General features: G+C 73.0%; 16 protein-coding genes. 10 read left to right on the top strand and 6 right to left on the bottom strand.

All coding sequences use genetic code 11. The features are described 5' to 3' along the window. Positions 1–161 precede the first annotated feature (161 nt). Entirely contained in the window at positions 162–605 is a 444-nt protein-coding gene (locus ACZ4WH_RS23675; RefSeq protein ID WP_468183483.1) for an ATP-binding protein, read from the top strand. A gap of 204 nt (positions 606–809) precedes the next feature. Here the strand turns inward: ACZ4WH_RS23675 and ACZ4WH_RS23670 are convergent, their stop codons facing one another. Together ACZ4WH_RS23670 and ACZ4WH_RS23665 are read right to left on the bottom strand one after the other, a co-directional pair. Then, positions 810–1,853, bottom strand: a complete 1,044-nt coding sequence (locus ACZ4WH_RS23670) for a DUF2637 domain-containing protein (RefSeq protein WP_468183480.1) — start codon at positions 1,851–1,853, stop codon at positions 810–812. Between the two features lie 316 nt (positions 1,854–2,169). Then, positions 2,170–3,012, bottom strand: a complete 843-nt coding sequence (locus ACZ4WH_RS23665) for a (2Fe-2S)-binding protein (RefSeq protein ID WP_468183477.1) — start codon at positions 3,010–3,012, stop codon at positions 2,170–2,172. A gap of 179 nt (positions 3,013–3,191) precedes the next feature. On the opposite strand from ACZ4WH_RS23665, the gene ACZ4WH_RS23660 reads away from it, so the two are divergent. Beyond that, positions 3,192–3,980: a GntR family transcriptional regulator gene (locus ACZ4WH_RS23660; protein ID WP_468183474.1), complete on the top strand. Its 789-nt coding sequence runs from the start codon at positions 3,192–3,194 to the stop codon at positions 3,978–3,980. Positions 3,981–4,149: 169 nt separating this feature from the next. On the opposite strand, the gene ACZ4WH_RS23655 is transcribed toward ACZ4WH_RS23660, so the two are convergent. Next, positions 4,150–4,914 (bottom strand): hypothetical protein, encoded by a 765-nt coding sequence (locus ACZ4WH_RS23655; RefSeq protein WP_468183471.1) that lies wholly within the window; start codon positions 4,912–4,914, stop codon positions 4,150–4,152. Positions 4,915–5,081: 167 nt separating this feature from the next. Then, positions 5,082–6,755 (bottom strand): PucR family transcriptional regulator, encoded by a 1,674-nt coding sequence (locus tag ACZ4WH_RS23650; RefSeq protein ID WP_468183469.1) that lies wholly within the window; start codon positions 6,753–6,755, stop codon positions 5,082–5,084. A 343-nt stretch (positions 6,756–7,098) separates the two neighbouring features. Here ACZ4WH_RS23650 and ACZ4WH_RS23645 point away from each other — a divergent pair, with 343 nt between their 5' ends. The 6 genes from ACZ4WH_RS23645 (at position 7,099) to ACZ4WH_RS23620 (ending at position 14,440) form a co-directional block, all read left to right on the top strand. Continuing rightward, the gene (locus tag ACZ4WH_RS23645; RefSeq protein ID WP_468183467.1) at positions 7,099–7,992 is read left to right on the top strand and encodes an FAD binding domain-containing protein; all 894 of its coding nucleotides are present in this window, start codon (positions 7,099–7,101) and stop codon (positions 7,990–7,992) included. Continuing rightward, positions 7,992–8,567, top strand: coding sequence for a (2Fe-2S)-binding protein (locus tag ACZ4WH_RS23640; RefSeq protein ID WP_468183464.1), 576 nt, complete (start codon positions 7,992–7,994; stop codon positions 8,565–8,567). The genes ACZ4WH_RS23645 and ACZ4WH_RS23640 overlap by 1 nt, the downstream gene beginning before the upstream one ends. Before the next feature lie 2 nt (positions 8,568–8,569). Beyond that, positions 8,570–10,951, top strand: a complete 2,382-nt coding sequence (locus ACZ4WH_RS23635; RefSeq protein WP_468183461.1) for a xanthine dehydrogenase family protein molybdopterin-binding subunit — start codon at positions 8,570–8,572, stop codon at positions 10,949–10,951. Between the two features lie 154 nt (positions 10,952–11,105). Further along, positions 11,106–12,563, top strand: a complete 1,458-nt coding sequence (locus ACZ4WH_RS23630) for an NCS2 family permease (RefSeq protein WP_468183458.1) — start codon at positions 11,106–11,108, stop codon at positions 12,561–12,563. A gap of 43 nt (positions 12,564–12,606) precedes the next feature. Further along, on the top strand, positions 12,607–13,758 hold the full coding sequence (locus ACZ4WH_RS23625) for an XdhC family protein (RefSeq protein WP_468183455.1): 1,152 nt from the start codon (positions 12,607–12,609) through the stop codon (positions 13,756–13,758). 43 nt (positions 13,759–13,801) lie between these two features. Continuing rightward, complete coding sequence (locus ACZ4WH_RS23620) at positions 13,802–14,440, top strand: LysE family translocator (protein WP_468183452.1); 639 nt, start codon at positions 13,802–13,804, stop codon at positions 14,438–14,440. Positions 14,441–14,484: 44 nt separating this feature from the next. On the opposite strand, the gene ACZ4WH_RS23615 is transcribed toward ACZ4WH_RS23620, so the two are convergent. Beyond that, positions 14,485–14,925, bottom strand: a complete 441-nt coding sequence (locus tag ACZ4WH_RS23615) for an SRPBCC family protein (protein WP_468183449.1) — start codon at positions 14,923–14,925, stop codon at positions 14,485–14,487. 193 nt (positions 14,926–15,118) lie between these two features. Between ACZ4WH_RS23615 and ACZ4WH_RS23610 the strand changes: the two genes are divergently transcribed. Then, a complete protein-coding gene (locus ACZ4WH_RS23610; RefSeq protein ID WP_468183446.1) occupies positions 15,119–16,132 on the top strand; it encodes a DUF2278 family protein in 1,014 nt (337 codons plus the stop codon). 13 nt (positions 16,133–16,145) lie between these two features. Here ACZ4WH_RS23610 and ACZ4WH_RS23605 read toward each other — a convergent pair whose 3' ends face one another. After that, positions 16,146–16,913: a polysaccharide deacetylase family protein gene (locus ACZ4WH_RS23605; protein ID WP_468183560.1), complete on the bottom strand. Its 768-nt coding sequence runs from the start codon at positions 16,911–16,913 to the stop codon at positions 16,146–16,148. A 172-nt stretch (positions 16,914–17,085) separates the two neighbouring features. Between ACZ4WH_RS23605 and ACZ4WH_RS23600 the strand changes: the two genes are divergently transcribed. After that, positions 17,086–18,777 carry a trypsin-like peptidase domain-containing protein gene (locus tag ACZ4WH_RS23600; protein WP_468183443.1) on the top strand — a complete coding sequence of 564 codons (1,692 nt, stop codon included), beginning with the start codon at positions 17,086–17,088 and terminating at the stop codon, positions 18,775–18,777. Positions 18,778–19,098: the final 321 nt, after the last annotated feature.

The raw sequence follows: 19,098 nt of genomic DNA, 5'->3' as shown, positions 1-19,098 counted from the left end.
GGGTACGGACATGGCCGAACCACCGGTCATCGGGCACGCGTCAGGACTGCCCCGGAGCCCGCTGGGCAAGCATCCCCCGTGAACGTGTTCGACCAGGAGGGGCAGGGACCGGCGGCGTGCGGGCGGGGGTCATGAAGAGGCAGGCGCGAGGAGGCGGTCCCGTGACGGTAGGGGCCTTCTCGGCGACAACGGGGGAAGAGACCGACACCATCACGGAACACGCGCGGCGGCTGAGGCGCAGACTGGGCCGGGCGGACCTCAGGGCGGTGCCGGAGGCCCGCCGGGAGCTGCGCGAACTGCTGCGGCACTGGGGAAAACCGGGCCGCTCGGAGATAGCCGAACTGCTCACCAGCGAACTCGTCACCAACGCGCTCGTCCACACCGACGACGACGCCGTCCTCACGGCCGTCGTGGACCCCGGCGGACTGCGCGTGGAGGTACGGGACTTCGTGGCCCGCAGACCCGAGCCGCACGCCCCGGACACGGACGACGACACCCACGGGCGGGGCCTGGTGCTGGTGCAGTCCCTCGCGGACGCCTGGGGCGTACGCCCGCACGGGGTGGGCAAGTCGGTGTGGTTCGAACTCGGCGCCGAGGCGGCGTGAGGCACGGCGCAACGGGACGGGGGGGGGGGGGGGGGGGGGGGGGACCCCCCACCCCTTCGCTGTCGCCCCACACAATTAGAGGCTGGCCCGGCCGACCCCCATCTGCGCGGCCGGCGCCACCCCCCCCCCCCCCCCCCCCCTCCCCCCCCCCCCCCCCCCCCCCCCCCCCCCCTTTCCGCGGTCACACCGGACCGCGGGCGGCTGTCAGCCGAACTGCTGCTCCAGGTCCTTGAGCTTGCGCTCCAGGGAGTCCAGGCGCGGCAGGGCCATGGTGTCGTCCTCGGCGGTGAGGTCGACGGTCACCGGCTCACTCCCGCTGGGGACCCGCTGAAGGGAGGGCCGAGCGCGGACGGGCAGTTGTTCCGCGGTCGATATGGCAGGCTCCGCTGTCGCGGGGGCCGGGCCGCGCTCCACGGCCTGCACCTCGACCTGCCGGCCGGCGCCCCGGCCGACGAAGCCGCGGTGGCCCCGGCTGATCGCCTTCAGCTGGGCGCGCTCCACACGCTGCTGGTCGCGCCGCCGCTGCCGGGTCTCGTCCTTCTGCCGCTTGTCCTCGCGGACCTCCTCGACGGCCTCGTCGAGGCTGCGCACGCCCTCCAGGAGCATCAGCGACCACGCCCTGTAGGTCTCGCGGGGCGCCCGCACCCAGCGGACGATCCGGATCTGCGGCAGCGGACGCGGCACCAGGCCCTGCTCGCGCAGCGCGGCCCGGCGGGTCTGCTTCAGCGCCCGGTCGAACAGCACCGCCGCCGACAGCGACATGCCGGAGAAGAACTGCGGAGCACCGGCGTGACCCACGCCGCGCGGTGCGTGCACCCAGTTGAACCAGGCCGCGGCCGCGGCGAACAGCCAGACGAGTATCCGGGAGCCGAGGGCCGCGTCACCGTGGCTGGCCTCGCGGACCGCGAGGACGGAGCAGAACATCGCCGCGCCGTCCAGGCCGAACGGCACCAGGTACTGCCAGCCGTCGGTCAGCCCGAGGTTCTGTTCGCCGAAGCCGACGAGGCCGTGGAAGGACAGGGCCGCCGCCACCGCCGCACAGCAGAACAGGAGCACGTAGGAGGCCGTGCCGTAGATGGCCTCCTTGCGCCTGCGGCGCTCCTCGCTGCGCTCCCACGAGTCGTCCGCGCTCGCGTTCTCCCCGGAGGAGCGCTTGCCGCGCGCGAGCACCGCCACCGCCGCCAGCATGCCCAGGAGCAGTACGGCGCCCGGAAGCAACCAGTTCAGCGATATGTCGGTCAGTCTCATCAGAGGGTCCCTTGCATGGGGATAGGGCGTAACGCCCGCCATAGTGGCCCACTCCCGGCGGCCCTCAGGGGGTTTCGGGGCAAGAGGCCGCCAATAAGGTGCAAGGGGATGCCCGGGGCGGCGTTCTGCTCGAACTGCCGCTTGAGGGGCGGGAGTTGAGTTCGAATAAGACTACCCGTACGGGTGGTTCCTCGGAAAGTTCCCGCGACAGGTGAGGAAGTTGTGAATCACCTGTCCGTGAACCGGTCCGTGGTCGGGCGGTCCTGTGCCGGTGATCCTAGTGGACACAGGGGCGTGCTCCCGCCCTGACCGACCCTCAAGCCGCTGCGGGCGCAGTGAGTTTGGCGATCCGCTCGCTGTCGCAGGTGCGCGGACAGGTCGCGCAGGTGTCCTCCGGGCGAACGGTGTAGAACATGCAGCAGCTCGCCCGGTCCCGGGTGCGCAGCGGCGCGCCGTCCGGCCCGGTCAGCGTCCGGAACCCGGCGGCACCGGCGTACGGCACGGTCGCCCCCGGCAGCAGCAGCTCCAGCTCCCGCACGGCCCGCGCCGCCTCCCGCTCGCCGAACAGCTGGGCGACGTACCACAGCCCTTCCACGACCTCGTCGGTCGCCATGCCCCACAGCGCGCGCCCGCGCCGCCGCATCCGGGGCCCGAAGGAGCCGAGCACCGGCTCCAGGTGCTCGGCCACGGCCGCCCGCACCTCGGTCCGCAGCGCCTCCTCGTCCGCTACGACGACCGTGCCGGGCAGCGCGGCGGCGGGGTCGCCCGGCAGACAGGCGACGGGGACGGGGTGGCGCACGGCCATCCGGCCGGCCGTGCGGTCGTACCAGACGTGGGTCACGGGCAGCCGGGGCACCCGGCGGTGCAGGAACCACGGGACGGTGACCAGCAGGCAGGCGGGCCAGGCGTAGCGGTGCAGGCCGAAGCTCGCGACGACGTCCGGGCGGGCTCGGCGGCCGTAGTCCCGCACCACCTGGTCCGCGTCCCAGGCGAGGAAGGCGTCCAGCTCCGCGCCGCCCGCCGCGAGCCCGGCGGCGCCGATCCAGCCCGCGCCCGTCGGCGCCGGGTCGTCCGGGCCCAGCTCGGTCACGGTCAGGCCCGGGAAGGCCGCGGCGAGGCGGTCGTACGCGGCGGTGAGCGGCGAGGCCGCAGCGGGCATGGCGGGACCACCGATCCTTGGACGCGTCCGTGTTGGCGGACTGGGCTGCGCAGGTAAGCCTTACCTTACCCGGAGTTGTCGGAGTTTGAACTGTCGCCCGGTGCGCCTAAGGTGCTTGACGGACAAGCGACAACCCATCGTTAATGACCCCAAGTGCCGACAAGCCGCCAGGAGGAGCCGTGAAGCAGGGCGTGCAGGGCTCCCCGGACACGCCGGCCGCCGCCCGGGTGCCCGCTCAGCAGCGGCAGCGGCCGGCCGCCGGCGCCTACCCGGGCCGGGAGCGGGACGCCGCGGTGCCGGGCGCGGCGCGCGGCGAGCACACCCACGCCGAGCGGCCGGTCCCGGAGCCACGGGCCGCGGTGCAGCGCTCCTCGGTGCGCGGGCAGATCCTGGACGCGCTGCGCACGGCGCTGGTCACCGGCGACCTGAAGCCGGGCGAGGTCTACTCGGCGCCGGTGCTCGGGGAACGCTTCGGCGTCTCGGCCACGCCCGTGCGGGAGGCCATGCAGCAGCTCGCGCTGGAGGGCGCCGTCGAGGTCGTGCCCAACCGTGGCTTCCGGGTGGTCGAGCGGGGCGCGCGGGAGCTGGCCGAGCTGGCGGAGGTGCGCGCGCTCATCGAGGTGCCGGTGATGCTGCGGCTCGCGCGTACGGTGCCCGCCGAGCGGTGGGCCGAGCTGCGGCCGCTCGCGGAGGAGACGGTACGGGTGGCCGCAGCCGGCTGTCCGGCGACGTACGCGGAGTCCGACCGGGCCTTCCACCGGGCGCTGCTCGCCCTGTCGGGCAACGAGCAGCTGGTCCGGATCTCCGAGGACCTGCACCGGCGGTCGCAGTGGCCCCCGGTGCGGCGGGGGCGGGCCGAGCTGGTCGCCGACGCGGCGGAGCATGTGGCTCTGCTGGACGCGTTGGCCGTGGGGGACGTGGACGGAGTGCGGGGGCTGGTCGGGGGGCACTTCTCCGGCGCGAGCTGAGCACTGACGGGTCGGCGCCGTCGGGGTACGGGTCGTGCGCCGGGCGCGGGTTTCCTCGTGGTTGGTCGCAGCGCCCCTTGGGGGGTGCGGCTGACGTGCCCCGAAAGGGGCGCGGGGAACTGCGCGAGCAAGCCCCACCGGCCCGCAGTCGACAACTGACCGTCGGTCCCTACGCCGTCGCCGCCCCCGGCGCAGGCGGTGCCAGCTGTTGCGCCAGCCACGTCGGCACGCCACCGAGCAGGCGGAACAGGCGGCGGGCCTCCTCGCGCAGTCGGGAGGCCTCCGGTTCCTCCTCCGTGTCCGCCAGGGAGACCAGCGCGGGCGCCGTGCCCACCAGATAGCCCAACTCCTCCCGGATGCGGAGGGATTCGGCGAAGCCGTGCCGCGCTTCCGCCAACTCGCCGTCCCGCAGCGCGAGTCCCGCCAGGTGGCGCCAGGTGAAGGACAGCAACAACGGGTCGGCGTTGGCCGTGGCGGCAGCGTGCGCGCGGCGGAACGCGGCGCGGGCCGCCTGCGGGGCGCCGGCCAGGTTCTGGGCCACCAGCCCGCGCCGGAAGTCCAGCAGGGCCCGCCCCGGGGCACCCGGCGGGATCAGCGCCGCCGCCCGGCCCAGCGCGGCCCGCGCCTCGTCGGCCCGGTCGCGCACGCCGAGCAGCGTGGCGGCGTACGCCAGGTAGCCCCGCTCGCACGCGGCGGCCCCCCGCTCCTCGTCGCTGTGCGCCACCGCCTCCGCCGTCCGCAGCGCGTCCTCCGCCTCCTCCCAGCCCCGCTCGGTGTACAGGCACCGTTCGGCCAGCAGGGCGGCCCGCTGCAACGCCGGGTCGGGACGGTCGGCGGGCAGCAGGGCCGCCGCGTCGGCCCAGCAGGCCCGGCTGCGCAACCGCCATACCGCGGTCTGGAGCGGATCGTCACCGGTGGTTCCGTTACCAGACATGGCGGTATGCGCCACGTTGCCCTCCCCGAGCACGCCATCGAGCTGTTGAGTGGTGGCGGCATTCCAGCACCAATCGCGGGGCCCGGCCAAGAGGGTGGGTGAAAGATTTCACAAAGTAGTGGGGCGTGGGCGTGACCGGGTTTGGCCGCCGCACGCCCCCGATGACCTCAGCTCATGCGCAGGGCCAGGAAGAAGTCCAGCTTGTCCTCCAGGCGGGACAGGTCCCGTCCCGTCAACTGCTCGATCCGGCCGACCCGGTAGCGCAGCGTGTTGACGTGCAGGTGGAGGCGGGTGGCGCAGCGGGTCCAGGAGCCGTCGGAGTCGAGGAACGCCTCCAGGGTCGGGATCAGCTCGGCCCGGTGCCGGCGGTCGTAGTCCTTCAGCGGGTCCAGCAGCCGGGCGGTGAAGGCGCGGCGGACGTCGTCGGGGACGAACGGGAGCAGCAGGACGTGGCTGGCCAGTTCCTGGTGGCCGGCCGCGCAGACCCGGCCGGAGCGGGCGGCGGCGACCCGGCGGGCGTGCCGGGCCTCCTCCAGGGCGCCGCGCAGGCCCTCCGCCGAGTGCACGGCCGCGCTGACCCCGAGGGTGAGCCGGCCGTCGTCGTCCAGGCCCGCAGACAGCGGCTCGCGTACCGACCGCAGCAGGGCGTCGGCGAGCAGGCCGGTCTCCGAGCCGTCGTGCTCGGCGGCGACGGCGGGCAGCGGGACCAGGGCGATCGCCTCGTCGCCGGTGTGCGCGACGGCGATGCGGTCCGAGGGCTCGGGGCCGGTCGCCAGCGGGTCGACCAGCACTTCCTCCAGCAGGGTCTGGGCGACCGGGCCGCCCTCGACCTCGCCGTCCTCCCATTCCACCCGGGCCACCACGACCTGCCAGTGCGGGGCCGCCCCGAGCCCGGGCAGCAGCACCGGGGCCGCCACCCTCAGGCGGGCGGCGATCTCGGCGGGCGCGGCGCCCGTCTGCACCAGCTCCAGCACCTCCTGGGCGAGCCGGCGGCGGACCGTGCGGGCCGCGTCTCGGCGGTCCCGCTCGACGGCGATCAGCTGGGTGACGCCCTGGAGCAGGTCCAGCCGCTCCCCGGGCCAGTCGCCGGCGTCCGCCTCCACGGCCAGCAGCCAGTCCGACAGGACCGTCTCGCGGACATCGCGGGAGGCCTGCGGGGAGCGGCCGGAGGAGCGGATCGGGAAGAGGGAGTACGTGATGCCGTGCAGCTGGACGCGGTGCGGGCCACGGCGGCCGGTGCGGGTGGCCGCCAGGTGCTCGGCGGCGAGCCGGGCGCAGCTCTCGGCGGGCAGCGCCGGGCCCGCCACCTTGGAGCCGGCGATCAGCCGGCCGGTGGGGGAGAGCACCCAGGCGCGCAGGTCGAGGTCGGAGCCGAGCAGGTCCAGGACGACGTCCGGGCCGCCGCCCGCCGGGCCCGAGGTCATCATCCGGCGGTGCCGGTCCACGACGGCCGCCAGGTCCCCGGCGCGCTCGCCGGAGACCTGCCGGACCACATGCTCGGTGATCGTGGCGAACGCCACCGACTCGTGCACCGCGAACAGTGGCAGCCGGTGCTTGGCGCAGGCCAGCACCAGGTCGTCCGGCACATCGCCCAGCTCGGCCTCACCGGCCGCGAGGGCGGCCACCCCGGCCTGCACCAGGATGCGGACGAAGGGCTCGGAGTCGGCGGCGTCCCGGCGCCAGGCCAGGCCGGTGAGCACCAGCTCGCCGCCGGAGAGGTAGCGGCTCGGGTCGCGCAGGTCGGTGGTCATGACCCCGCGCACCGCGCGGTCCAGCTCGTCCTCGCCGCCGAGCAGCCGCAGGCCCAGCGCGTCGGTGTCCAGCAGTGCGCGCAGCCGCATCTCGTCGCCGCCGTTCTTTGTCTCGAAACCTACGATGGATCTTGGAGGAGCGCCGGGAAGTGGTCCGGTGAGGGGCCGCACCGGCCGGGACCCGGGGTCGCCGTGCCGTTACCCGCGTTTCCCCAGGAAAACGGAGAGGTTAGCGATGTCCTCCGTTCATACGAATCTACAAGATGCTCGCCCTGGCCAGCGAACTCCTTCATGGTTTCGGTGACTGACCCCGTCGGAGCACAGGGCGGTGTACTGAGTCCACTCCGCGTTAACAGCACATGAACGAGCCGGGCCCGCCGCACACGGATTGGCTCAATCTGTACGACCCACGAGACGAAGAAGAGAGCCGGTCATGGACTTCCTTCGCCCCGCCAGCTGGGAGGAGGCGCTCGCCGCGAAGGCCGAGCACCCCACCGCTGTGCCGATTGCGGGTGGCACCGATGTGATGGTCGAGATCAACTTCGACCACCGCCGGCCCGAGTACCTCCTCGACCTGGGCCGCGTCGGCGACCTCTACGAGTGGGAGGTCGGCGAGGACACCGTACGGCTGGGTGCCTCCGTCCCGTACACCACGATCATGGAGAATCTCCGTGCCGAGCTGCCGGGCCTCGCGCTCGCCTCGCACACGGTCGCCTCCCCGCAGATCCGCAACCGCGGCGGCGTCGGCGGCAACCTCGGCACGGCCTCGCCCGCCGGCGACGCCCACCCCGCCCTCCTCGCGGCAGGCGCCGAGGTCGAGGTGGCGTCGGCGGCCCGGGGCACCCGCCTCATCCCGATCGACGCGTTCTACACGGGCGTCAAGCGCAACGCGCTCCAGCCCGACGAGCTGATCCGCGCGGTGCACATCAAGAAGGCCGACGGCCCGCAGCAGTTCTCGAAGGTCGGCACCCGCAACGCCATGGTCATCGCCGTGTGCGCCTTCGGGCTCGCCCTGCACCCGGGGACCCGGACCGTGCGCACCGGCATCGGCTCGGCCGCGCCCACACCCGTCCGGGCCAAGGCCGCCGAGGACTTCCTGAACGCGGCCCTGGAGGAGGGCGGCTTCTGGGACAACGGAAAGATCATCACCCCGTCGGTCGCCAAGCAGTTCGCGGACCTGTGCTCGGCCGCCTGCAACCCGATCGACGACGTCCGGGGCACCGCGAGCTACCGCCGGCACGCGGTCGGCGTGCTGGCCCGCCGGACGCTCACCTGGACCTGGGAGTCGTACCGCGGCGCCCGCCGCGCATCTGAGGGAGCTGCGTAATGCGCGTCAACTTCACCGTCAACGGACGGCCGCAGGAGGCGGACGACGTCTGGGAGGGCGAGTCCCTGCTGTACGTCCTGCGCGAGCGCCTCGGCCTGCCGGGTTCCAAGAACGCCTGCGAGCAGGGCGAGTGCGGCTCCTGCACCGTGCGGCTGGACGGCGTGCCCGTCTGCTCCTGCCTGGTCGCGGCCGGCCAGGTCGAGGGCCGGGACGTGGTGACCGTCGAGGGGCTGGCGGACTTCGCCAGGCAGCGCTCCTGCGGGACAGGTGCCTGCGGTGGTACGAGCCTGGACGAGGCGAAGCGGTGGCAGGCCAAGAGCACCGACTCGCAGACCGGTGAGGGCACGGAACTCTCCCCGATCCAGCAGGCGTTCATCGACGCCGGCGCCGTCCAGTGCGGCTTCTGCACCCCGGGCCTGCTCGTCGCCGCCGACGAGATGCTGGAGCGCAACCCGAACCCGACCGACGCGGACATCCGCGAGGCCCTGTCGGGCAACCTGTGCCGCTGCACGGGCTACGAGAAGATCATGGACGCGGTCCGCCTGGCGGCCGCACGGCAGTCCGAGGGGGTCTGAGCATGCCGGCCAACGGTGCACCCACCAAGATCACTCAGGGTTCGCAGACGAAGGGCGGCATCGGGGAGTCCACGCTCCGCCCGGACGGCACCCTCAAGGTCACCGGCGAGTTCGCGTACTCGTCCGACATGTGGCACGAGGACATGCTGTGGGGCCAGATCCTGCGCTCCACCGTCGCGCACGCCGAGATCGTCTCGATCGACACCTCCGAGGCCCTCGCGATGCCGGGCGTGTACGCCGTCATGACGTACGACGACCTGCCCACCGAGGTGAAGAACTACGGCCTGGAGATCCAGGACACCCCGGTTCTCGCGCACGGCAAGGTACGCCACCACGGCGAGCCGGTCGCGATCGTCGCCGCCGACCACCCGGAGACGGCCCGCCGCGCCGCCGCCAAGATCAAGGTCGACTATCGTGAACTGCCCGTCATCACCGACGAGGCCTCCGCGACCGCCCCGGACGCGATCCTCGTCCACGAGAACCGCGACGACCACCACGCCGGGCACGTCCCGCACCCGAACATCGTCCACCGCCAGCCGATCGTCCGCGGCAACGTGGAGGAGGCGCGCAGGCGCGCCGACGTGATCGTCGAGGGCGAGTACACCTTCGGCATGCAGGACCAGGCCTTCCTCGGCCCCGAGTCCGGCCTCGCCGTGCCCGAGGAGGACGGCGGCGTCCACCTCTACATCGCCACCCAGTGGCTCCACTCCGACCTGCGCCAGATCGCGCCCGTCCTCGGCCTGCCCGAGGAGAAGGTGCGCATGACGCTGGCCGGTGTCGGCGGCGCGTTCGGCGGCCGTGAGGACCTGTCGATGCAGATCCACGCCTGCCTGCTCGCCCTGCGCACCGGCAAGCCGGTGAAGATCGTCTACAACCGGTTCGAGTCCTTCTTCGGGCACGTCCACCGCCACCCGGCGAAGCTCCACTACGAGCACGGGGCCACGCGCGACGGCAAGCTGACCCACATGAAGTGCCGGATCGTCCTGGACGGCGGCGCCTACGCCTCCGCCTCCCCGGCGGTCGTCGGCAACGCCTCCTCGCTGAGCGTCGGCCCGTACGTGATCGACGACGTCGACATCGAGGCCATCGCCCTCTACACCAACAACCCGCCCTGCGGCGCCATGCGCGGCTTCGGCGCGGTCCAGGCGTGCTTCGCCTACGAGGCGCAGATGGACAAGCTGGCGAAGAAGCTCGGCATGGACCCGGTGGAGTTCCGGCAGCTCAACGCGATGGAGCAGGGCACCCTCATGCCGACCGGGCAGCCCGTCGACTCCCCGGCGCCGGTCGCCGAACTCCTGCGCCGCGTCAAGGCGATGCCCATGCCGCCCGAGCGCCAGTGGGAGTCCAGCGAGGGCGCCGACGTACGGCAGCTGCCCGGCGGACTGTCCAACACCACCCACGGCGAAGGCGTCGTACGCGGGGTCGGCTACGCGGTCGGCATCAAGAACGTCGGCTTCTCCGAGGGCTTCGACGACTACTCCACGGCGAAGGTGCGCATGGAGGTCGTGGGCGGCGAGCCCGTCGCCACCGTGCACACCGCGATGGCGGAGGTCGGCCAGGGCGGTGTCACCGTCCACGCGCAGATCACCCGCACCGAGCTGGGCGTCACGCAGGTGACGATCCACCCGGCCGACACCCAGGTGGGCTCGGCCGGCTCGACCTCGGCCTCCCGGCAGACGTACGTCACCGGCGGCGCCGTGAAGAACGCCTGCGAGCTGGTCCGCGAGAAGGTCCTGGAGATCGGCCGGCGCAAGTTCGGCTCCTACCACCCCGCTTGGGCCACGGCGGAGCTGCTGCTGGAGGGCGGCAAGGTCGTCACCGACGACGGCGAGGTCCTCGCCGACCTGGTCGACGTCCTCGAAGGCGACGCCGTGGAGGTCGAGGAGGAGTGGCGGCACCGGCCGACCGAGCCCTTCGACCTGCGCACCGGCCAGGGCAACGGACACGTCCAGTACTCCTTCGCCGCCCACCGCGCGGTCGTCGAGGTCGACACCGAGCTGGGCCTGGTCAAGGTCATCGAACTGGCCTGCGCCCAGGACGTCGGCAAGGCGCTCAACCCGCTCTCCGTCATCGGCCAGATCCAGGGCGGCACGACCCAGGGCCTGGGCGTGGCCGTGATGGAGGAGATCATCGTGGACCCGAAGACCGCCAAGGTCAGGAACCCCTCCTTCACGGACTACCTGATCCCCACCATCCTCGACACGCCGACCATCCCCGTCGACGTGCTCGAACTCGCCGACGAGCACGCCCCCTACGGGCTGCGCGGCATCGGCGAGGCCCCGACCCTGTCGTCCACCCCGGCCGTCCTCGCGGCGATCCGGAACGCGACCGGGCTGGAACTCAACCGCACGCCGGTGCGGCCCGAGCACCTGACGGGAACGTGACCCTTCGGGGCTCCAACCGGTGATCTCCCGGGGGGACTTCGTCCCCCCGGACCCCCACTGTTCGTCTCGGGCCGTCCCCCGGGTCGTCCAATCCCAAATCCCGTGCCGGACAAGGCCCTGCACGGGTGCACCTATGAACCTTGGGAGTTGGCCCATGACCCAGCAGTCAGTGGAGCCCAGGACCGCGGCCGAGGACGCCGGCGAAGGCAGCCGCGTCCCGGCCGGGCGGTCCTGGCTCGACCGGTACTTCCACATATCCGGAAGAGGATCCACGGTCGCGCGTGAGGTGCGCGGCGGCATCACCACCTTCATGGCGATGGCCTACATCCTCCTGCTCAACCCCCTGATCCTGTCCGGCAAGGACGCGGCGGGGGACACGCTCGGCCAGAAGGCGCTGATCACCGCGACCGCGTTCGCGGCGGCCTTCACCACGCTGCTGATGGGTTTCGTCGGCAAGGTACCGCTCGCCCTCGCCGCCGGCCTCTCCGTCTCCGGGGTGCTGTCCTCACAGGTCGCCCCCCACATGACCTGGCCGCAGGCCATGGGCATGTGCGTGATGTACGGCGTGGTCATCATGCTGCTGGTCGTCACCGGCCTGCGTGAAATGATCATGAACGCGATCCCGCTCGCGCTCAAGCACGGCATCACCATGGGCATCGGCCTGTTCATCGCCCTCATCGGTCTCTACAAGGCCGGCTTCGTGCACCAGGGCAAGGCCACCCCGCTCACCCTCGGCCCCGCCGGTGAACTCGCCGGCTGGCCGGTGCTGCTCTTCGCCGGCACCCTGCTGCTGATCTTCATGCTCCAGGCCCGGAACGTCCCCGGCGCCATCCTCGTCGGCATCGTCTCCGGCACGGTCGTCGCCGCCGTCCTCAACGGCCTCGACGTCATCGACGCCGGGCAGTGGGCGGGCGGCGCCCCCGCACTGCACGGCAGCGCCGTCTCGATGCCCGACTTCTCGCTCTTCGGCGACGTCGAGTTCGGCGGCTGGGGCGAGGTCGGCGCGATGACGATCGGCATGATCGTCTTCACCCTGGTGCTCGCCGGGTTCTTCGACGCCATGGCCACCATCATCGGCGTCGGCACCGAGGCCGAACTGGCCGACGACAAGGGCCGGATGCCGGGCCTGTCCAAGGCGCTGTTCATCGACGGCGCCGGCGGTGCGATCGGCGGTGTGGCGGGCGGCTCCGGCCAGACCGTGTTCATCGAGTCGGCGACGGGCGTCGGCGAGGGAGCCCGCACGGGTCTCGCCTCCGTCGTCACCGGCCTGTTCTTCGCGGCCTGCCTGTTCTTCACCCCGGTCACCGCGATCGTGCCGCAGGAGGTCGCCTCCGCCGCGCTGGTCGTCATCGGCGCCATGATGCTGATGAACGCCCGGCACGTGGACTGGGGCGACCGCGCGACCGCGATCCCGGTCTTCCTGACCGTCGTCCTGATGCCGTTCACGTACACCATCACCACCGGTGTCGCCGCGGGCGTCATCTCGTACGTCGCCATCAAGGCGGCCCAGGGCAAGGCCCGTGAGATCGGCGCCTTCATGTGGGGCCTGACGGTCGTATTCCTGGTCTACTTCGCCCTTCATCCCATCGAGGCCTGGCTGGGCGTCCACTAGCCGGCCGTCCTGACACCTCCAACCCGCCTGAGGAGAACGACAGATGCTGGACATCGCCGAGGAGCTGAACCGGTGGGCCGAGCAGGGCCGTGACTTCGCCGTCGCCACCGTGGTGGCCGTCGGCGGCAGCGCCCCGCGCCAGCCCGGCGCCGCCCTCGCGGTGGACGCCGACGGCACGGCGATCGGCTCGGTCTCCGGCGGCTGCGTGGAGGGTGCCGTGTACGAGCTGTGCCGGCAGGCGCTGGAGGACGGGCGGACCGTCCTCGAACGCTTCGGGTACAGCGACGAGGACGCCTTCGCCGTCGGCCTGACCTGTGGCGGCGTCATCGACATCCTCGTCACGCCGGTCCGGGCGGACGGTCCCGCCCGGCCGGTGTTCGAGGCCGCGCTGGCCGCCGCCGCCCGCGGGGAGGCGGCGGCGGTCGCGCGGATCGCCGAGGGCCCGGACGAGCTGCGGGGCCGGGCCCTCCTGGTCCGGCCCGACGGGTCGTACGACGGCGGCTTCGGCGCCCATCCCGAACTGGACCGCACGGTCGCCGCCGAGGCCGGTGCCTTCCTGGACGCGGGCCGCACCGGCACCCTGGAGATCGGCGAACAGGGCTCCCGCTGCGGCGCCCCGCTCACGGTCCTGGTCGAGTCCTCCGTCCCCGCACCCCGGATGATCGTCTTCGGCGCGATCGACTTCGCGTCGGCGCTGGTCCGGATCGGCAAGTTCCTCGGCTATCACGTCACCGTGTGCGACGCCCGCCCGGTGTTCGCGACGAAGACCCGCTTCCCCGAGGCAGACGAGATCGTCGTGGAGTGGCCCCACAGGTACCTGGAGCGGACCGAGGTCGACGGCCGCAGCGTCCTGTGCGTCCTCACCCACGACGCCAAGTTCGACGTACCGCTGCTGCGGCTGGCGCTGCGGATGCCGGTCGCCTACGTCGGCGCGATGGGCTCCCGCCGTACCCACCTGGACCGGGCCGAGCGGCTGCGCGCGGTCGGCGTCACCGAGCTGGAGCTGGCCCGGCTGCGCTCCCCGATCGGCCTGGACCTCGGCGCCCTTACGCCCGAGGAGACGGCGCTGTCCATCGCCGCGGAGATCGTCGCCGGCCGGCGCGGGGGCAGCGGAGTGTCACTGACCGGCGCGCACACGCCCATCCACCACGACACGGCCACGCGGCCGGCGGGGCGGATCGGGTCGGTGGCCTGAAAAGGGTTTGCCGACCGCTGTCGCCCCTGTGTTGCATGACGGCATGGTGTCCCCCGACCGGCTGGCGGCCTTCGCCGCCCTCTCCCTCCTGCTCATCATCGTCCCCGGCCCCAGCGTCCTGTTCGTGATCGGACGGGCCCTGGCCCACGGCCGCCGGGCCGCGCTGACCACCGTCGTCGGCAACACGCTCGGCGCGTATCTGCTCGTCGTCGCCGTGGCGCTCGGCATCGGGTCGATCGTCGAGCGCTCGGTCCTCGTCTTCACCGTTCTGAAGTTCGCGGGCGCCGCGTATCTCGTGTACCTCGGCGTCAAGGCGTGGCGGCAGCGCGGCTCGCTACGGGCCGCGGTCGCGGAGTCCGGTCCGGCGGACGGCGGCCTGCGCACCCTGGGGGAGGGCTTCGCGGTCGGTGTCGCCAACCCCAAGACGATGGTGTTCTTCGCCGCCGTACTGCCGCAGTTCGCGGACCGCGAGCAGGGGCACGTCCCGGCGCAGATGCTGCTGCTCGGGCTGGTCTTCAACGCCATCGCGGTGATCTCCGACGCCGCCTGGGGCCTGGCCGCCTCAGCCGCCCGCGACTGGTTCGCCCGCTCCCCCCGCCGCCTGTCCGCGGTCGGCGGAACAGGCGGCCTGACGATGATCGGTCTGGGCGTCACGGTGGCACTGACGGGCCGCAGGGACTGAGGACGCCCGCCGCCGACGGCCGGCGCACCCGCCCGTCCCCTGGCTCACCCGTGTCTCAGCAGATGGTTCGCCGCCCGGCCGAACAGCAGGCGGGACGCCGACTTCACGACGCCGTCGAAGGCTCGGGGGAGGAAGCGGACGCTCAGGTCCTCCCGCCACACCACCCGGCTGCGGCCCCCGGGGCCCGGGCGGACCTCGATCTCCGCCCAGCCGAGGATGAGCCGGCCGCGTTTCTCCAGGCGGCACAGGCCGGGCTCGTCGTCGGTCGGCGGGCGCCACACCGTCACCTCCATCACGTCGTCGAGGGCGAGCGGGCCGAACCCCGACCGGGCGACGAAGCGCGTGCCCTCGCGGGTCGGCGGGGGCGTGAGCACCCTGATCCGGGTCAGCGGGACCGCGTCGGCGTGACGCGGCCAGTCCGTGAGCCGGCGCCACGCCTCGGCGAGCGGGAGCGGGGCCGTACGTTCGAAGGAGAAGGTGGGCACGGCACGATCGTAGGCAATGGACGCCGGTCACCTGCGCGTTCACCCGCCGCCTCGCCCCGCTCGCGTAGCAGGTGTCCGTGAGGAGTCGTATGCTGAAACAGTCGGTGCGCGGGGCGGCGCCACGGGGGTCCTGCTTCTACGCTTCCTGCCACGGGCTGGGCAATCAGCCCGTCGTACGGGGGAGTTGATCGCCATGCCGGTGAAGAACTACGGCGTTCTCATCGCCCGCGTCGTGGAGACACGGCGCGAGGGCGCGCGGGAGACACCGCACTACCAGATCCACCTCACGGACGACCACGGCACGCACTACCGCGCCGCGGTCAACGTGCTCTCCCAGGAGCACCCTTCCGAACTGCTCTACCTGGTCGCCGACGACTTCCGGCACCCGCTGACCACCGCCCTGGAGGGCCTGCCCGGCGGCTGGAACACCCTGCCGGCCGGCCCAGGCGGCCCGACCCTCGACTTCGTGCGCGGCAACCTCTTCGACCCGGCCGGGATGCGCTCGCTCCCGCCGGACGTCGAGGGCCCGGACAACGACCTCGCCGACCTCCTCGACCACTACGTACAGCGCGCGGTGGCGGACCAGGAGGCGCGGGCCCACGTCTTCGGCTCCCGCTTCGGCCCCGAACCCGCCGTCAAGGACAAGGTGTTCGGCTTCCTGCCCGGCAACGGCGTGCACGACGTCCACATGAACCAGGGCAACAGCCGCCGCTTCAAGGGCGACGACGGCGTCTGGCAGGACGGCGGACTTCTGCTGCGCTTCCCCGCGCAGTCCCGCTGGGTCGGCATCTTCCTGGCCTTCCAGAGCCAGTCCTGGCACACCGACGACACCACCGGGCACACCCTGGACGACGTCGACGGCACCCGGCCCACGACCGGCGTGCAGCCCGTGATGATCGTCGCGGCGACGGTCAACCCGAAGGGCCCGGCGCCCGAGGCGGAGACCGTGACCCTGCTCAACGCCTCGCCGGACCCGGTCGATCTGACCGGCTGGCGGATCGTCAGCCGCCTGGGCCACGGCTCGCCGGTCCCGGCCACGGCCCCGCTCACGCCCGGCGCCTGCCTCACCGTGCCGCTCACCGCCGAGACCCCGCTCGGCAACCAGGGCGGCGAGATCACGCTCCTCGACGCGGCCGGTCTGAAGGTCCACGGCGTCTCCTACACCGCCGAACAGGCGAACCGCGAGGGCTGGTCGGTGGTGTTCTGAGCGGCGGGTCGGGCTACGGGCGGTACACCTTGCCGGGCTCGGCCCTGCCGGGCGCCAGCAGCTGAGGGACCGTCACGAAGACGTAGCCGCGCGCCTTCAGCGCGTCGATGATGCCGGGCACGGCCGGCACGGTACCGCGATAGATGTCGTGCAGCAGGATGATCCCGTCCCGGGACGACTGGTCGAGGACCCGCTTGGTGATGAGCGCCGAGTCGTCGGTCGTGTAGTCCTTGGCGGTCACGCTCCACAGCACCTCCGCCAGGCCCAGCTCCTTGCAGATCTTGTGCACGTCGGCGTCGGTACGGCCCTGGGGCGGGCGCATCAGCGTCGGCTTGCGCCCGGTGAGCCGCTCGATCGCGTCGTCGGGCCGTGTCAGTTCCTCGCGTATCTCCGCGTCGGATATGCGGGTGAGGATCTTGTGGTCCCAGGTGTGGCTCGCCACCTCGTGGCCCTCCGCCGCCATCCGCTTGACCAGCTCCGGGTACTTCTCGATGTGCCGCTTGCCGAGCAGGAAGAAGGTGGCCGGGACCTTCTTCTCCTTGAGGATGTCGAGCAGCCGCGCGGAGTTCTCGCTGGGCCCCGCGTCGAAGGTGAGCGCGATGCACTTGGCCTCGCGGCAGTCGACGGTCCCGAACCGGGCCGGCGCCCCGTGTGCCGCCTCGGCGCGGGCGGTGCTCGGTGCGGTCGTGTCGACCTGGGCGCAGCCGGACAGGGTGAGCGTCAGGCAGGCGGCGGCGGACGCGAGCGCCCAGCCACGCAACCTCCGGCCCGTTCCACGCATCTTCTTGGGCGCGTCAGTGGTGGCGTGCGTCGGCGTCGAGATCGTCGTAAGAGGCATGCCCGGACTATACACCGTGTGTATAGTGCATGCGTTCGACTCAGGTGACCGGCTTCCGCAACGACCCCGTGCACACCAGTGGTACCGGGCGGGTACGCGGAGTAACCTCGGGGCCATGACGCGCACGGGGGAGCGAGTCGTCGCATCGCGCTTACGGACACCGTCCTGGATCGCGCGCATCGAGACACCGGACGGCCGGGTCCTCGGCGCGGGCGTGCTGCTCGCCCCCGAGCGGGTCCTCACCGCCGCACACGTCGTCAGGCCCGGCCACCGCTACACCGTCCGCCTGGTCGGCGTCCCCGGCCTGGCCGCCGTAGCCGCCACCGCCCGCCCCGACGAACACGTACCCCAGAGCGAGGACACCTTCGGCGACCGCAGCGGCGACCTCGCCCTGCTGCGCCTGGCCGCCCCGCTGCCCGCCGAGCACACCACCCGGCTCTACCGGCTCGCCGCCCCGCACGGTCCCGTCAGCATGTACGGCTTTCCGCGCGGCGACGACGGCGGGCGCTGGCACGGCGCCACCCTGGTCGCCGCGCGCGGCCGGGACAGCCAGGTGCAACTGCGCCCGCTCACCCCCGAAGAACTCGCCGACGACGGCTTCAGCGGCGGCGGCGTCGTCGACCACGCCACCGACCAGGTCATCGGCATCGTCCTGAGCGTGGACGAGGGCCCGGGCTCCGCTTTCAGCTACATGAGCCCCACCGAGACCATCCTCAGCCATCTGCCGCAGGTCGCCGCCTGGACCGACGGCGCCGAGGCCGTCGACCCCCGGCTGCGCACCGGCACCGGCGCCGCCGCCGGCCGGCTCGACGTCCCGTTCGCCACCGAACTCGCCTCCTGGTTCCGCGGCGAGGGCTGGCCGGTGCTCGTCACCGTCGTCCCCGCGCGCGGCGACCGCGCCTGGACCCTGCAACGGGCCGTCACCCTCGCCGACCGCGAACTGCGCACCCACCGCAACACCAGCGCCGTCAGCCACGACCCGCCCGAGACCGTGCCCCCCGCCGGCGCCCACGACCTCGCCCTGGACGTCAAGGGACTGACGGCCGTGGAGGTCATGGACCGGATCGCCGAACGCCTCGGCATCCGCGACGACCCCCGGCCCGAACGGCTCGGCACCCTGCGTCTCCCGCTCGCCGCCGTCCTGGTCGCCGTGGACGAGGCCGCCGACCCCGACGCGCTGCTCGGCCTGCTGGACCGGCTCGCCCGGCAGGGCGCCCGGCTGCTGCTGGTGTTCCGCAGTCCGGGCGAACGAGCGGAGCAGGCCGCCGAGTTCCTCGTCCACCACCCGCTGCGCGACCGCTGGACCCGCCTGCGCACCGAAATCGACCGGATCACCGACGAGTTGGGACCCGCGCTCGACGCCCGCCGGGACCGCGTACTGCCCCCGCCCGGCACCCGGCAACTGCTCGACCGGGCCGAGGCCGGGGTGCGGCGCAGCCGGATGCTGCGCGCCTGGATCGACCACGCCCCCGACCAGGAACGCGAACCCGCCCGCGCCGGACTGCTGTTCACCTTCGAGGACGCCGTCGGCCGCCGCCGGCGCCGCCTGGAGAAGGCCGTCGCCCTGCTCGACGCCCGGCTGCGCCGCCGCGAGGAACTCCTCGGCCGCGTCGGCGCCGAGTGGCCGCTGTGCCGGCAGCGGGCCGCCGCGCAGGGCGACCGGGTCATGGCGGCGTACCGGCTCTACGAGCAGGCCGTCTCGCTGCTGCGGCAGACCCCCTGCGACATCGAGCGGGCCGAGGCCGCCGTCGAACGGTTCGTCGGCTTCTGCTCCACCACCACACCCGGTGAGGAGGGCGCCTCGTGACCTCGTGCGTGCGGCCCGCTGGGCGTCTCGCGGTCTCGTGCGTGGGGCCCGTTGGGCGTCTCGCGGTCTCGTGCGTGGGGCCCGTTGGGCGTCTTGTGACCTCGTGCGTGGGGCCCGTTGGGCGTCTCGCGACCTCATGTGTGGAGCCCGGTGGGCGTCTTGTGACCTCGTGCGTGTGGGCTGGAGGGCGTCTCGTGACCTCGCGCGTGAGCCCGGTGGGCGTCTCGTGACTCGGCTCGGAGAGGAGCGCGTCTCGTGACCGCGTACGTGCGGCCCGGAGGGTGTGTCGTGACCTCATGTGTGGGGCCCGTTGGGCGTCTC

Source organism: Streptomyces sp. NPDC029138, assembly GCF_055564375.1.
The sequence above is the reverse complement of the archived record's forward strand: the minus strand, read 5'-3'. Positions and strand labels throughout refer to the sequence as shown.